General features: G+C 48.1%; 11 protein-coding genes. 9 read left to right on the top strand and 2 right to left on the bottom strand.

Going from position 1 to position 15,057, the window contains the following annotated elements; all coding sequences use genetic code 11:
* Window positions 1-41: 41 nt before the first annotated feature.
* The 3 genes from AC0L4K_RS05985 to AC0L4K_RS05995 all read left to right on the top strand — a co-directional run bounded on the left by AC0L4K_RS05985 (window position 42) and on the right by AC0L4K_RS05995 (window position 3,751).
* Window positions 42-521 carry a tripartite tricarboxylate transporter TctB family protein gene (locus AC0L4K_RS05985; protein ID WP_473269212.1) on the top strand — a complete coding sequence of 160 codons (480 nt, stop codon included), beginning with the start codon at window positions 42-44 and terminating at the stop codon, window positions 519-521.
* Window positions 522-524: 3 nt separating this feature from the next.
* On the top strand, window positions 525-2,054 hold the full coding sequence (locus tag AC0L4K_RS05990) for a tripartite tricarboxylate transporter permease (RefSeq protein ID WP_473268581.1): 1,530 nt from the start codon (window positions 525-527) through the stop codon (window positions 2,052-2,054).
* Window positions 2,055-2,173: 119 nt separating this feature from the next.
* Window positions 2,174-3,751: an aldehyde dehydrogenase (NADP(+)) gene (locus tag AC0L4K_RS05995; protein WP_473268582.1), complete on the top strand. Its 1,578-nt coding sequence runs from the start codon at window positions 2,174-2,176 to the stop codon at window positions 3,749-3,751.
* A gap of 196 nt (window positions 3,752-3,947) precedes the next feature.
* Here the strand turns inward: AC0L4K_RS05995 and AC0L4K_RS06000 are convergent, their stop codons facing one another.
* Entirely contained in the window at window positions 3,948-4,541 is a 594-nt protein-coding gene (locus AC0L4K_RS06000; RefSeq protein WP_417228284.1) for a class I SAM-dependent methyltransferase, read from the bottom strand.
* A 433-nt stretch (window positions 4,542-4,974) separates the two neighbouring features.
* On the opposite strand from AC0L4K_RS06000, the gene AC0L4K_RS06005 reads away from it, so the two are divergent.
* The 5 genes from AC0L4K_RS06005 to AC0L4K_RS06025 all read left to right on the top strand — a co-directional run bounded on the left by AC0L4K_RS06005 (window position 4,975) and on the right by AC0L4K_RS06025 (window position 10,191).
* Window positions 4,975-6,186, top strand: coding sequence for a TsoY family (seleno)protein (locus AC0L4K_RS06005; protein ID WP_417228283.1), 1,212 nt, complete (start codon window positions 4,975-4,977; stop codon window positions 6,184-6,186).
* 112 nt (window positions 6,187-6,298) lie between these two features.
* The gene (locus AC0L4K_RS06010) at window positions 6,299-7,189 is read left to right on the top strand and encodes an MBL fold metallo-hydrolase (protein WP_417228282.1); all 891 of its coding nucleotides are present in this window, start codon (window positions 6,299-6,301) and stop codon (window positions 7,187-7,189) included.
* A gap of 13 nt (window positions 7,190-7,202) precedes the next feature.
* The gene (locus tag AC0L4K_RS06015) at window positions 7,203-7,625 is read left to right on the top strand and encodes a protein tyrosine phosphatase family protein (protein WP_417228281.1); all 423 of its coding nucleotides are present in this window, start codon (window positions 7,203-7,205) and stop codon (window positions 7,623-7,625) included.
* 25 nt (window positions 7,626-7,650) lie between these two features.
* The gene (locus AC0L4K_RS06020; protein WP_473268584.1) at window positions 7,651-9,369 is read left to right on the top strand and encodes a SulP family inorganic anion transporter; all 1,719 of its coding nucleotides are present in this window, start codon (window positions 7,651-7,653) and stop codon (window positions 9,367-9,369) included.
* Window positions 9,370-9,537: 168 nt separating this feature from the next.
* Window positions 9,538-10,191 carry a peroxiredoxin gene (locus AC0L4K_RS06025; RefSeq protein ID WP_417228279.1) on the top strand — a complete coding sequence of 218 codons (654 nt, stop codon included), beginning with the start codon at window positions 9,538-9,540 and terminating at the stop codon, window positions 10,189-10,191.
* Window positions 10,192-10,669: 478 nt separating this feature from the next.
* On the opposite strand, the gene AC0L4K_RS06030 is transcribed toward AC0L4K_RS06025, so the two are convergent.
* Window positions 10,670-12,604, bottom strand: a complete 1,935-nt coding sequence (locus AC0L4K_RS06030; protein ID WP_473268585.1) for an FAD-dependent monooxygenase — start codon at window positions 12,602-12,604, stop codon at window positions 10,670-10,672.
* A gap of 545 nt (window positions 12,605-13,149) precedes the next feature.
* Between AC0L4K_RS06030 and AC0L4K_RS06035 the strand changes: the two genes are divergently transcribed.
* Window positions 13,150-15,054, top strand: a complete 1,905-nt coding sequence (locus AC0L4K_RS06035; RefSeq protein WP_473268586.1) for a sensor domain-containing diguanylate cyclase — start codon at window positions 13,150-13,152, stop codon at window positions 15,052-15,054.
* The last annotated feature ends 3 nt before the right edge of the window (window positions 15,055-15,057 follow it).

The following is a 15,057-nucleotide window of genomic DNA, read 5'->3' on the forward strand; positions in this document are numbered from 1 at the left end:
CAGTCCCGGCTTATGTCGGGGCACTTATAAGGTAGATTATGATGTTATTAAACAAAAGGTTTGCGTTTCAATTTTTGGTTTTTTTGTTTTCTGTTGGCTATTTGTTAACGGCGGTGAACTTAGGGATGCCACTGTCTAATAATAGACTTGAACCTTCGTTTTTTCCGTTATTGGTTGGTTTTTTTGCGGTTATCTTTAGTACTGTTTTATTGTTTAAAGAAATCGTTTTAATCAAGCAGAAAATCAAATTTTCTCAGTCGGGAAAAGAAGAGAAGAAGATGAGTAATAAGACGGAGTATGCTCCTCTTCTTATCATACTATCGATCTTTGTGTACATTCTTGCGTTTTCGATAGCTGGATATTTTATTTCATCTTTTCTGTTTGTACTTTCTATTATTGTTATTTTCTCATCGTTAGAAAAGATAATACAGAAACTACTGATATCAATAACTATAGTCTTTGTCGGGTATCTGCTTTTTGAACAGATATTCGGTGTTAGACTCCCAGCGTTGTGGGGGTAGGTGATGGAATTTATGAATCTGGTGGTGGGCAGCTTTGGCACGCTGTTCGAACCGTTAAATCTTGCTTATATTGTTGCCGGTTTTTTAATCGGAACAATTTTTGCTGCGATTCCTGGTTTAACGGCAACTTTGGCGTTAGCGCTGTTATTACCGCTAACTTATAGCTTAGATGTGACTACCGCGCTGATGGCTTGCGCCAGTATCTATATGGCGGGTATGTGTGGCGGTAGTATTACGGCAACAACCATTAATATTCCCGGTGCTCCGTCATCGATGATGACCGCGCTCGATGGCTATCCTATGCAGCAGCGGGGCAAAGGGGCATTGGCTTTGGGGCATGCGTCGGTTGGCTCGATGATTGGTGGTGCACTGGGTGCAATATTGCTAATTGCGGTGGCCCCGTTTGTTGCTGAAGCTTCATTATTGGTTAAAACCACGGGTAAGTTCTCGTTACTTGCCTTTGCTATCGTCATTATTATCATTGCGCAACGTGGCAAGATGATTAAAGCGGCCATGGCCGCTTGTATTGGCTTGATGTTAGCAACGGTTGGCTTGGATGCGATGGAGCCCGTCACGCGTTTTACCTTCGGATTGAGTGAATTAACTGCCGGTATTGATCTGATGCCAGTGATTATCGGTACCTTTGCGATTAGCGAAATTTTGATTCAAGCGAACTCGTCGGTCGATACAAAAAAAGCCGCTGAAGCCTTTAGCAAAGTGAAGATTCGACGTCGTGATTTTCTTCCACCGCTGTCTTCCATCCGTGAAATTGGCGTGATGTGCTATATCAAGTCGAGTTTAATTGGCTATTTTGTTGGTACTCTACCCGGTGCGGGTGGTTCGATGGGCAGCTTCCTTGCCTATGCTGAAGCCGTACGCACCTCGACTAACCCCGATAGCTTTGGTAAAGGCAACCCGAAAGGTATTGCGGCATCAGAAAGTGCTAATAATGCGGTGTGCGGTGGTGCCTTAGTACCTATGTTAACCTTTGGTATTCCGGGTGATCCGATTACGGCAATCATGTTGGGCGTATTAGTTATTAATGGTATTCAGCCAGGCCCTCAGCTGATGTCTGGCCAAGCGGAGTTAATTGCTCCAATGCTGGCTTCGTTGTTATTCAGCGCGGTTGTTTTGATTCCCTTAACCCTATTTTTACTGGGTCCTTACTTTATTAAAATTGTCTCAATTCGCAAAGATGTACTGTATGGCATGATCGCTTTGCTTGCGGTCGTGGGCAGCTATGTCGCCACTTACTCTAGCTTTCAGATGATGATGGCATTGGCATTAGGGGTATTAACCTATTACCTCAGGAAAAATGATTTTCCGATTATCACTTTACTATTGGGTTTTATTCTTGGTCCAAATCTAGAGGAGTTTTTACGTCGCTCTTTAGCGCTGTCAAATGGCAATCCAATGACTTTTTTCACTAACCTAGATAGCTTGTTCTTTATTGTTCTGACGCTGGTATTTGTTTATTTCCTAGCGATTAAAAAACCACTGAAAAGCCCTATAAAAAAAGCCGCCGTTAATTAACCTTAGGGCTAGCTTATTAATCCATTTCGTACCGATTTTTGGTTAGGCGTCTGCGCACGCCTAGTCGATAAGTTATAACGATCGAAAGGTCATCTTTATTAAGTATTTAGGAGTAGAACATGAATTTAACGGGCCAATTACTGATAGGTCAGAATAACCTTGTTGCAACCGGCGATAAAGTTTGGGCGACTAATCCCGCGACCGGTGAAAAACTTGAACCCGGTTATCATGGTGGTGGTCTTCCAGAGGTCGACCAAGCTTGTGCATTGGCCGAGGCGGCCAGCGTTGCTTTTCGTCATACCTCTTTAGAGCAACGGGCGATCTTTTTAGAAACGATCGCTGTTGAAATTGAAGCGATCGGTGCGCCTCTGGTTGAGCGCTGCATGTTAGAAACGGGTTTGCCGCAGGCCCGTATTGAGGGTGAACGTGGCCGAACCTGTGGTCAGTTACGCTTGTTTGCATCGGTGGTGCGTGCGGGTGAATGGCTTGATCGACGTATCGAACCTGCGATGCCTGAAAGACAACCGTTACCACGCGCCGATTTACGGCAGCAAAATATAGCGCTGGGTCCCGTTGCTGTGTTTGGTGCGAGCAACTTTCCGCTGGCCTTTAGTGTTGCAGGTGGTGATACAGCATCGGCTTTAGCAGCGGGCTGCCCCGTGGTTGTTAAAGCGCATTCGGCTCATCCGGGTACCTCTGAGTTGATTGGGCGTGCGGTCCAAACGGCGGTGGCGAAGTGTCATCTGCCCGAAGGTGTTTTTTCTTTATTGTATGGTTCCGGCACTGTACTGGGGCAAGCGTTGGTATCGGATGCTCGCATTAAAGCGGTAGGCTTTACGGGATCTCGCTCGGGCGGTTTGGCATTAATGGCAACGGCTCAGGCGCGTCCGCAGCCGATTCCGGTGTATGCCGAAATGAGTAGTATCAATCCGGTGTTTTTATTGCCCCAGGCGATGGCCAGTCGTGGCGCTGAGCTTGCCGAAGGTTTTATCGGTTCGCTATCGATGGGGGCAGGGCAGTTTTGTACTAACCCAGGTTTGCTTTTGGCTGTGCGCGGCGAAGCGCTGGATAATTTTTTGCAGGCGGCCAGTAAAGCGATTGTTAATGTTGCGGCACAAACGATGCTGACACCCGGTATTCATAAGGCGTACCTGCAGGGAGTCAGTGCGTTAGCGAATAATGCTAAGGTTAAGCTGCAGGGCTGTGGTGAAATCCGCCTTGCGCCAAACCTGTGTCAAACCCATCTGTTTACCACCACCGCGAATGATTTTTTAGCGGATAAAAGTCTAACCGATGAGGTTTTTGGTGCATGTTCTTTGCTTGTCGTTTGTGATGATTTGGCACAAATGGCACAGGTTGCAACGCAGTTAGAAGGGCAGTTAACCGCTACATTACAAATGGATGATGACGATCTGGAGGCGGCTAAAAAGTTACTGCCAGTGTTGGAGGAAAAAGCGGGCCGTGTGATGGTGAATGGCTGGCCAACCGGTGTTGAAGTGTGTCATGCGATGGTGCATGGCGGGCCTTTCCCGGCAACCTCTGATGCACGAACAAGTTCGGTGGGTAGTGTTGCCATCCAGCGTTTTTTACGTCCTGTTTGTTATCAAAACCTACCTCAGGGATTGTTGCCAGAAACACTACGTGAAGAGAATCTCGTGGCAAGTTCCTATTTGATGGACGGTAAACGGGTGGGTTGAAGCATGGATTGAAGCATGGATTGAAGCATGGATTGAAGTTAGGGAGGCATGAGTTGAGCATCATCGTTTAGTGAGCATCCACTGTTTACCAAGCGGTGATGTTGCATCGCCCCTTCATCTAATTTGTGCAACGACCGTGCGATTGCTGCTTTAACGCTTCTATTTTAACCCCTCTATTTTTACATTTTTAGCTTTATCAGTCTGGTTTGATGCCGACTAGCTGAATGACACTGCATTCGCCACGATGAAGCTCGCCTTCGTTGACGGGTCTAAGACACTCACGGGCAATTATGAGTTCTAGTTCGGCGAGTTCTTGTTTCAAATCGTGCAGTGCCATCAGCATATCGGGGTCTTTGGGGCCACCTAAACCGCGGCTATTCAGTTGATTGGGACTAAAAGCCTCGAGAATGAATACCCCTCCAGGTTGCAGGCCTGAAACAACCTTTTGATGTAGCTCTCGCCGTAAAGGCGAAGGGCTATGGGCAAAAATTGAAACAATCCCGCTCCAGTTTTCTGGGGCAATCTGAAGGTGGGTCAAATCGCCGACATCGTAGTGTATCTTCATGCCTGTTTTTGTCGCCAAGCTCATTGCTTTATCGCGAGCAACTGCTGATTGGTCGATGGCATACACGTCATAGCCTTGTTGTGCTAAGTAAACCGCATTGCGTCCTTCACCCTCTGCTAGGCAAAGGACAGCTCCTCGTGGTATTCGGTAGGCTTGCTCTACTAGGAACTCATTCGGCTCGGTGCCATATACAAAACTATTACCACTGTAACGTTGATCCCACATAGGTGCCTCTTTAGTGCGTTAAACGTGCATGTTTGAACGTGAATTTTGCCTCAATAGCGTCAACCACTGATAGTGGTCGATCCTCATCGGGAGTCAGTCTCAAGATAGGTCTTATTGTTGGTTGCTATGTTGAATACGTAAACCTACTTTTACCGTGTGAAAATTGAAGATATTCACTGATCAATATCACCGTATTGTCATACAGTGATTTGGTATTAAGATAATCTAATATACTATGTTTTATAGCAACGCTTGCGTAATGTATTCGTCTGCGTTTGGTCCATTACAGGCTTAAGTTGATAACCGCTGACTCAACCATGATTGGATGTTATTAGCCCGTAAGCTTCGACCTATGGAGTCCGATGATTGTGGCTGAACCCTCAATGACTTCTGACTCTTGTTCGGCACAACTTCAAGGATAAGGAGATTGCTGATGTTAAGACGAGATCTGGACCAACCCTGGCACCCTAGCTACTGGCTAGCAGCGCTAGGAGCTGGTGGACTTTCTATCTCATTTTTTATGTATCTGATGTGGCTAGTCCCTCATCAGGGGTTTCCTATGCCAACGTGGCAGCATCTTGACGCATTGCTAGCGGGGGATACATCACTGCCAGCAGGGGTGCGATCAGTCGCTATAGTGGCGACGTTGTTAATGCTGTTACTGGCCTTGTTGCACTTTACGCTGCTGATCTGGAATATTCGTGAGTACCGAGCGGCCCGGACAACCGATGCATATCAACGGTTACTGGATTCTCCGAGCGAAGTGCAACTGATGACTCAACCGCTGACGTTTGCGATGACCGTCAATGTTTGCTTTGCATTGGGTGCGCTGTGTGTACCGGATTTATGGGCAATTGTGGAATACCTGTTTCCTATCGCTTTGTTAGCTTTTGCGGCTATCGGTGTTTGGTCGCTTAAACTCTATGGCCGTTACCTGAGTCGGATGCTAGTTAATGGCGGTTACCGACAGGAAGAGCACAATCACCTTTCTCCGTTAATGGCTGTTTTTACCTTTTCCATGTTATCTGTTGGTTTTGCTGCACCCGCAGCCATGTCCCACTCCGTGTTGGTGGCCGCGTTAGCGGCGACGCTATCGATTTTATTTCTAGTGATCGCGGTGGTTTCCGGTGTGCTGATTTTGATCTCCGGCCTACAAGCGATGCTACAGTATGGTTTACAAACGCAGGCGACTCCTAGTATCTGGATGTTGATTCCTATCATGACATTGCTTGGGATTGAGTGGGTTCGAGTACAGCACGGTTTGAGTCATCACTTTGCGGCACCCGTAGAACAGGGGAAATTGTTTGTCGTGCTAACGGCCATTTTCATGTTGCAGCTAGGCGTTATGTTGTTGGGTTATCGTGTTATGCAATTGAATGGTTATTTGACCGCCCACCTTTTAGGTGGGCAGCGTCATCCCGTTAGTTTCGGGCTGATCTGCCCCGGTGTCGCGCTGTTTGTAATGGGCATGTTCTGGTGGCATTTGGTCTGGGTGCAAGGGGGAATCGTTACTGCTTTTGGGGTGGTCTACTGGTTAGGTATTGCGGTGTTAGCGGTAGTGCAATTTTTAACGCTGGCGGCATTACTACGCCTCAGCCATCGCTTGCTGAGACATAAATCTATTCAGATCGCATCGATGGAGTAGATGTACTGTAGCTATTAGGGTCATAGTTAAATTTAAATGGTGCAAAGCAGACAGCTTCCACTATTTCATTTAATATTAGCATTATCTAATATTAAGCAGCAGGAGATATACCATGAGTGAAGTACAAGTTTCCTCGTGTGTGCCTCAGGTGAAAGCCTTTTTCGATGAGCCTACGAATACATTCAGTTACGTGGTGCGGGATCCTGATTCTCATGCCTGTGCCATTATCGATTCGGTGCTGGATTTTGATTATGCCAGTGGCTGTACTGATGTGCGCTCGGCAGATGAGATCATTGCTTATGTGCGTGATAACGATCTCTCGGTTGAGTGGATTTTGGAAACCCATGTGCATGCAGATCATCTGTCGGCAGCGCCTTATTTGCATCAAGCGCTGGGTGGTAAGACAGGTATCGGGGCTATGATTACTCTGGTGCAGGATACCTTTGGCAAGGCATTCAATGCCGGTACTGAGTTTGCGCGTGATGGTAGTCAATTTGATCACCTGTTTGAGGAGGGTGACGGTTTCCGTATTGGCCAGCTCGAAGGGTATGTGTTGCATACACCGGGACATACGCCAGCTTGCTTGACCTATGTGATCGGTGATGCGGCATTTGTGGGCGATACTTTGTTTATGCCGGATTACGGCACCGCCCGTTGTGATTTTCCCGGTGGTGATGCCCGTACGCTGTTTCACTCGATTAAAAAAGTGCTCAGTTTGCCGGGTGAAACGCGGATCTTCCTCTGTCATGACTATAAAGCGCCGGGACGTGAAGAGTACTGTCATGAAACAAGTGTGACTGAACAGCGCCAGCATAATGTGCATGTGCATGAAGGCATTACCGAGGCTGAGTTTGTGCGCATGCGCACCGAGCGTGATGCAACGTTGGACATGCCAACACTGATCTTGCCATCGGTACAGGTCAATATGCGAGCGGGTGAAATGCCACCGGCAGACGATAACGGCCAAGTGTATCTAAAAATACCGCTTAACCTATTTAAATAACACCGAGGAATTTATGGATATAAAGTTACTTGAGCCTGGTTTTTCCATCTGCCATGCGATTTACCCAAGTGATATGAAAGCGCTGAAAGCACAAGGCTTTCGGGCGATTATTTGTCATCGTCAACCGGGTGAAGCGGATGATCATATTGACGATTCTGCACTACGCCAAGCAGCAGAGGCTGAGGGTATTGAATGGGTCGAGATTCCTGTGACGCCGGGTGAATATACACCGGCAGCGATTGAGGCCTTTGGTGCCGCTATTGATCGGCTGCCGACGCCTATTCTGGGATTTTGTCGCAGTGGCCGCCGCGCGGTGTCCCTCTGGGTTCATAATCAAGTGCAGCAGGAAAACTGTGATATTGGGCAATTACTGCAGGCGGCCCATGCTGCCGGTCATGATTTACATGCAGAAAAGGATAGCTTTATTAAGGGCTGATCTTGAGTGCTCGTAAGGGGTTTAAGTGAATATTAAAAAATACCTGCCGATTTTGGCATGGCTACCGAACTACCGCTTGGCCATCTTTAATCAGGATTTGATGGCGGCCATGATTGTGACGGTAATGCTAGTTCCGCAGTCATTGGCTTACGCCATGTTGGCAGGTCTACCGCCCGAAGTGGGGCTATATGCGAGTATTGCCCCCTTACTGATCTATGCCGTTTTAGGCACCAGTAGTGCCTTATCGGTGGGGCCGGTGGCGGTTATTGCCTTGATGACGTTCACGACCGCGAGCAGTATTGTTTCGCCAGAGGGTGATGCTTATCTGACCACCGTTATTTTGCTGACCTTTATCTCCGGTATTATGTTGACCTTGATGGGGTTATTTCGTCTGGGGTTTCTTGCCAACTTTCTCAGTCATCCGGTGATTTCTGGCTTTATCACGGCTTCTGCAATCATCATTGCTGTCAGTCAGTTCAAGCATCTGTTAGGTGTCTCGGTGAGTGGTCATAGCCTTCCGGAGTTGTTGCTCGCGTTGGTTAAGGCGTTACCAGAGCTGAATATGATAACGCTCTTACTGGGCAGCGGTACTTTGTTGTTTCTATATGCAAGTCGGCGTTGGCTAGGACCGCTTTTGACTCAATTAGGTTTTAGCCGAACCATCGCCAGCAGTGTCGGACGCTTAGCGCCGATCCTAGCGGTGGTTGCGACCACGGGAATCGCCGCTTATTTTTCGTTAAATGAGCAGGGGGTTGCGGTGGTCGGCAATGTGCCGGCAGGCTTGCCGCCCTTGGCGATACCGTCTTCCGATATCAACCTCTGGCAGCAGCTCTGGGTTGGGGCGTTGTTGATCAGTATTGTTGGCTTTGTCGAGTCGGTGTCAGTAGGGCAGACATTGGCTGCCAAACGGCGCGAACGTATCGATCCAGATCAGGAATTGATCGGTCTTGGTTGCGCCAACCTTGGTGCGGCCGTTAGTACGGGTATGCCGGTAACAGGCGGCTTTTCTCGCTCGGTGGTCAACTTTGATGCTGGCGCACGTACTCCCGCCGCAGGTGCTTTTACCGCCTTGGGTATTCTGGTGGTTATTCTCTGGTTAACGCCCTTACTGCAGACACTGCCTATCGCCACCTTGGCGGCGACGATTATTATCGCGGTACTTTCTTTAATTGATATCCATGCGATCAAGCACACTTGGCGTTATTCCAAGGCTGACTTCTCAGCGATGCTGCTAACGGTCGTGATCACGCTGCTGCAAGGGGTTGAAGCAGGTATTCTCTCCGGTGTGGGGTTATCGCTAGCGTTACACATTTATCGTACCAGTCGTCCGCATACGGCGGTCGTAGGACGGGTTGCTGGTAGTGAGCACTTTCGTAATATCGAGAGACATGCGGTGGAAACCAGCCCAAACATGCTGATCATCCGGGTCGATGAAAGTCTTTATTTTGCTAACGCTCGTTATCTGGAGGATCAGATACAGGCGCTGGTGAGTCAAAACCCAGCCCTTAAACATCTGGTAATCAGTTGTCAGGCGGTCAATCTGATCGATGCATCAGCACTCGATAGCTTAGAGTCAATCAATGCTCGCTTGAAAGATACCGGGATTCAATTGCACTTAGCTGAAGTGAAGGGGCCGGTTATGGATCGTTTGGCGTTGGTTGAATTCCCCGAGCGGCTTAGTGGTGAAATATTTATCAGTACGTTTGCTGCTTGGGAACGTCTGAAGAGCGGCGGTAAGGATTAACCGTCGCGTTTAGTTAGAGGCTTTAAGGATGCATAGCAATCAGATGATAAGTTTCGACTATGGTGTGTATTGCTAGACTTAATTTCCTTGAGTTATAAGCTTATATTATTATGTTATTAATCAAGGGCAAATATGCCCACTAAAGTAACACTACTGGAGAAATGAAAGATGGCACTTCGAATCAATGACATCGTACCTAACCTCGATTTGAAAACCGATCTAGGCGACTTCAAATTACATGATTTCATCGGCGACAGCTGGGCTATTTTATTCAGCCACCCGAAAGACTTCACACCTGTTTGTACAACTGAGTTTGGCGCAGTAGCTCAGCTAGCGGCTGAGTGGGAAAAGCGCGGCACTAAAGTGATCGGCCTGTCGGTAGACGGCGTTGATGAGCACGTTAAGTGGAAAGCGGATATTGAGAAATACTCTGGCGCACCGGCGAAATTCCCAATCATTGCGGATGACGATATGGCGGTTGCCAAAGCATTAGATATGTTACCAGCGGATGCTTATCTGCCGGATGGCCGCACCGCTGCTGACTCTGCCAGTGTACGTGTAGTCTTTATCTTCAGCCCAGATAAAAAGCTGCAGCTGTCGATGACCTATCCAATGTCTGTTGGGCGTAACTTTGCTGAAGTCCTGCGTGCTCTGGATGCACTTCAAGCAACCGCTAAAGGACCGATCGCGACACCGGCTAACTGGCAATCAGGCGAAGATGTGATCGTAGGTCTGTCGCTGAATGATGATGAAGCGAAGGCTAAGTTCGGTAATATCGATGTAAAACTGCCTTACCTGCGTACGACTAAACAGCCATCATAATGGCTTAGTTAGCATGGCAAAATTGAACGCCCTGTCTGCCGCTTCGGTTTGCTGACAGGGCGTTTTTGTATCTGTGGGTTACTCGTACTGTCCTTTCTTTAGTCGGGCCTTTCTTCAGTCGTGACAGTGTTGAGCTCACAACTCGTAGACAAACCAGTGTGTCGGTGTCAATGTCAGTTACTTTAATACGTATTAGTCCCTTCCTACGCTTTCCTCGGGTTAGTTAATGATCTTCTTAGCGTCTTAATCACCGTTGGCTCTTAAAAGTCCTCAGCCTTTATGTCGAGTAGAGGGGTTACTGGCAAATTTTGAAGTTAAGGCATTTGTAGAAAGGTGGCCGCTTTAATAAGCAATTTGATAATGCCAATCGCTGTATTCGATAGTGTTGTAGTGGAAGTTTGCGCCTACTGGAAAATAAAAAGCCCACAAGATTCTACCTGGTGGGCTTAGATGTGCATTTTATGTCAGGATGGTTGGGTTATTTCTGTTCAATCATAAAGACATCAAAGAACTGCTTAAGCTCCTGATGTGCCGTCAAGGGTAGGATAGACGCGATATGCTGGTCAGGTCTGACAATGACTATGCAGCCAGCGGAGCGGTCAATTTCGCGAAGGTCATAGATGTCATTGCTTGGTTCAGCTCGGAATACTTTTTCATAGTCACGCAGTCCATATTTTCCTTTGGCTGGCCATAGGAAGTCATGTAGGTCGTGCATCGACAAATCCTGTTGCTGGAATACCGCGTAGGTATCAATGACTGAGTCGACATCAGCGTTCTTTGGTGTGTATTTCTGCACCGGTGAAGATTCATCATTGGCTAAAAAGTCGACGAATTGGTAGGCCGCTGATGAAGGCTCTCTCGGGTCTTGCGCATCGCCAAACAGGAAGATCCTCCAGCGACCATCCGCTTTGACCAAGTGGCCCAAGTGCTGGCTTCTACCGTCAGCGACACGTGTCGCTTCAGCCGAGTGGATGCGTTGGCCAATGTGGAAGCCCTTGGCTAAATGTTGGTTTTCCTGGTCCGTGCAAATGTATGACGGGAAGTATTCAATCGATGTGCCAGAGACAAAGCCGCTTTGTCGTTTCATGAAGGCTTCGATTTTGGCCGTATCAACAGTTGATTGCTGAGAGTCATCGCCTGCGGTTGGTCGTGTCGCCACCAGTCTAGACAGTTCGCGGTCAGCGTCGATCAACTGTTGCGCTACTTTGCGTCGCTCCGTGCTGTAGGTGCTCAGCAACTTGGGATGGCTTTTCCCTTGGAGTACAGCAGCCATCTTCCAACCTAGGTTAAAGGTGTCAGGCAGAGAGGTGTTCAACCCCCAGCCGCCTTTAGGGCTGTGCGTATGACAGGCATCACCGGCGACAAATGCACGGGGGATAATATCGTCTGAACTGCCGACTGGGCGATTATCGAAGCGCTCTGCCAGGCGTTGGCCAACCTCGTAGATCGACCACCAAGCCACTTCTTTTACATCCAGCGTATAGGGATGAAAAATCTTTTGAGCTTTGGCGATAAGGTCTTGTTCGGTCAGGTTGGTATCCTTAACGCGTTTGTCTTTGCCAAGCAGATCCATCTCAACATAGAAACGGCAAAGATAGCCGCCCTCACGTGGGATGGTCATAACGGCGCCGTGGTCTTTGGATTGGATAAAACTTTTGACGCGGATGTCCGGGAAGTCTGTGTTCAACAGAATATCCATAACGCCCCAGGCTTTGTTGGCCGAGTCGCCTTCTAGAGGGATATCCATGCTTCTGCGAACGTTACTTCTGGCACCATCGCAACCCACGATGTAGCGGGCTTTAACCGTTTCTGTTTTACCTTCGCCTGCTTCGTCGGCTCTTTTGAAGGTCGCCGTAATCGGGTAAGCATCGAGATCTTGAGTGAGGCTTTCGTCAATGTTCATCTCAACCAGTTGACGGCTGTAATGGGGAAGGAGATGGGTAACCGATCTTTCCATACCATCAAGCAGTAGCTCATGCAGACGTGCTTGGTTGACAATACCGTGGACAAACTCGGAAAGCCCCGCGCGAGCATCGGCAATCTTATGCGTCAGTTTGATGTTCTCTGGGTTGGCCTCATCCGGCTCCCAAAAGGTATTTTGTTTCAGTTGGTAGGTCTCTTTAACCACCATTTCGCTGCTATTAAAGGCTTCCATGATCTCCATGGTGCGGCAAGATATACCGTCTGCGCGGCCAAACAGTAGAGGACCCGGAGCCATATCAACAATACATGTTTTGATGTCGCAGAACTCAGATAACTGTCGAGCCATGGTCAAACCAGCAGGTCCGGTACCGATGATCAGCACATCAACTTCATTAGGCAGATCCACAATCGGCGGTTCAGGGTAAGGCTTTCTAGCCTCATCGGGAACCTGATAATTACCGGGTTTGAACCCGTTCAGATGATATTGCATGATGCGATCCTCCTTGTTGATGGCCTTATTATTAATGTATTGACCAATAGTTAATATGTTAATGATATTCAGAGAGTGCTACACAATGCAAGTACATTATGAGCAGTGGCGTATCATAAAGTGTAGTTCATCGCCGGGTGCGGGGCCGTCGGAGCGTTACCAGTAAGCGTTTTCGGAGTATCAAAGAGACTATCTATTGTTTCAAACCCTCAAGCATCTTAGCTATAGGTTGATGAACAAGTGCAGTTGATCCGATCGATTAGCCTGGATTGCGCTTCGAATTTTACCTTTGTCACACCTCAGCGAGGCGTTGGCTAAATAGTGATGCGCCAGCCAAGAGGCCCATGAACTAGGTTCGGTTAAATCGATCCAGTAAATAGAGTACCCAAAATGGAGAGACTAAATGCATGAAGGGGCTAATCAGTACTAAGTCAGTGATAGTCTACCAGAGAGTCTCAATAGGCTGAGGGTAATATGATGCTACTTGTTGGTTATTCATAGTTATACCCATCCGAACCGCACTTTTAGGCATTTTGATTATAATCATGGGTATTCCAGATTTTAGTATTATCAATGGCCGCCGGGAGATGAGTAACCGACTTCGTGTGGGTCTTTTGGCTGAGCATCTAACGCACGTTTGCGTGCTATTCATGTTACTTATGCTCAGTGCTGTTTGTCAGGCTCAGTCGCCAATCAATTTGTCATCGAATATGGCAGGGGTTGGCACCCGTATGAATGTGTTTTATCTCCAAGATGCCAGCCAAGCTTATACCTTCGAGCAAGTGCAGAGCGAGCCACTGGCATCACATTTTGCGCCGTTGCCGAATAATAAAAGTAATTTTGGTATCACAGGTGCCAATTACTGGTTGCGTATTGATTTGAAAAATAGCGGTCAGGAACCGTTATCATGGTTGTTGGAAGTGGTTCACCCCAACTGGGATTTCGTCACCTTTTATAGGCAAGGTGTTGCGCCCCAAATAGGCGGCGATCATATCCCATTTGTCGAACGTGCGGTCGCTGCCGAAAGCAATCTTTATCCTGTAAACACTCCCGCCGGTGCGGTACAGCGAATATGGGTTAAGCTTTCCTACGTACAACCCGGCAAGGCTGAGACGCAGCTATTACTATGGACCCCTGATGCCTTTTCGCAACACTACGCCAATCGTTATTTCGTTATTGGCACTTTTATCGGCATCGGTCTGCTGCTGGTGTTCTCTAATTTCTTGATTGGTTATTCCACACGTCTGCCGGAATATAAATGGTATACCTTATACATTATCTCGGCGATGCTGGTGTTGCTGACCAACACTGGCCTTGGCTATCGTTATTTGTGGCAAGAGTATCATTGGTTTGCCGATTTTGCTCCGATCATTTTTGCCGTGTTGACGCTGGTGTTGGCAACGCAGTTTACACGTTGTTTTCTGAACACCCGAGAGTCAGTGGTCGTTGATCGGCTACTGCAATCCCTTCTGGTTTTAGGCGGCCTCTGCGTGCTCTGTTATCTTTTGGGTGGTCGAGAAAATGCGTTAAAGCTTACCCTGCTATATGCGTTGTTGACGGTGTTATTTCCATTGATTGGAATATGGCAATATAAAAAGGGCAGGGGGGATGCTCGGTTTTATGTGCTGGGTTGGAGTGTTTGGAGTTTGGCCGTTTTTATTGCCGTGACGCGTAATGTTGGTCTCATTCCTGCTGAGTTTAGTACCAACTTTTCCCCGCCGCTGGGATTGTGTATTGAGGGGGTGCTGCTCTCCTTGGCGTTAGCGGATCGTATTAACCATCTGACACAAGAGAAAGAGACGGCAGAGCTGCAGCATATTGAGCACCTACAGCAGGAGCAGGTGATGCTTGAGCGATTGGTGTCGGAGCGAACGGTAGAGCTCGAAAAGGCGATGAAGCATGCCGAGTTGCTGGCGCAGACTGACTCGTTAACCGGAGTCTTTAATCGCCGAGCTTTCTATGAATTTAGTGAGCGAGAAGTCAGCAGGGCCCAGCGGTTTAATACGTCGCTGGCGGTGGTTATGATTGACTTAGATATGTTCAAGCGGGTCAATGATAACTACGGCCATGCGACAGGGGATATGGTGTTGATGGCGGCAATCAATGCACTACAAACGATCATGCGCGACGTCGATATTATTGGGCGTATTGGTGGTGAAGAGTTTGCCGTGCTTCTGCCGCAGACGAGTTTGAATGATGCAACCGAGCTAGCTGAACGCCTCAGGCTGGCGCTAGCGCAGATGGAGGTCAGTGTCGGTGAACTGACACTTAACGTCACCGCCAGTTTCGGTGTGGCGGCAGTTGATGTCGCCAACGAATCGCTAGCTGATTCAATGCGTCGAGCAGATGCCGCGCTTTATCGTGCTAAATCCCATGGCCGCAATCGTGTTGAGCAAGCGGATGCCTCCGAGCAGGTATCTAACGTCGGTCATTTAGAAAAGAAAGCTTAAGGT

It is taken from the genome of Amphritea sp. GJ51-11, from assembly GCF_055808735.1.

What these genes read in the sequence shown, in the direction of transcription:
- AC0L4K_RS06000 (WP_417228284.1), bottom strand. Translation starts at nt 4,541, where the DNA reads ATGTGGGATCAACGTTACAGTGGTAATAGTTTTGTATATGGCACCGAG.
- AC0L4K_RS06015 (WP_417228281.1), top strand. Translation starts at nt 7,203, where the DNA reads ATGGATATAAAGTTACTTGAGCCTGGTTTTTCCATCTGCCATGCGATT.
- AC0L4K_RS06010 (WP_417228282.1), top strand. Translation starts at nt 6,299, where the DNA reads ATGAGTGAAGTACAAGTTTCCTCGTGTGTGCCTCAGGTGAAAGCCTTT.
- AC0L4K_RS05985 (WP_473269212.1), top strand. Translation starts at nt 42, where the DNA reads ATGTTATTAAACAAAAGGTTTGCGTTTCAATTTTTGGTTTTTTTGTTT.
- AC0L4K_RS06025 (WP_417228279.1), top strand. Translation starts at nt 9,538, where the DNA reads ATGGCACTTCGAATCAATGACATCGTACCTAACCTCGATTTGAAAACC.
- AC0L4K_RS05995 (WP_473268582.1), top strand. Translation starts at nt 2,174, where the DNA reads ATGAATTTAACGGGCCAATTACTGATAGGTCAGAATAACCTTGTTGCA.
- AC0L4K_RS05990 (WP_473268581.1), top strand. Translation starts at nt 525, where the DNA reads ATGGAATTTATGAATCTGGTGGTGGGCAGCTTTGGCACGCTGTTCGAA.
- AC0L4K_RS06030 (WP_473268585.1), bottom strand. Translation starts at nt 12,604, where the DNA reads ATGCAATATCATCTGAACGGGTTCAAACCCGGTAATTATCAGGTTCCC.
- AC0L4K_RS06005 (WP_417228283.1), top strand. Translation starts at nt 4,975, where the DNA reads ATGTTAAGACGAGATCTGGACCAACCCTGGCACCCTAGCTACTGGCTA.
- AC0L4K_RS06035 (WP_473268586.1), top strand. Translation starts at nt 13,150, where the DNA reads ATGGGTATTCCAGATTTTAGTATTATCAATGGCCGCCGGGAGATGAGT.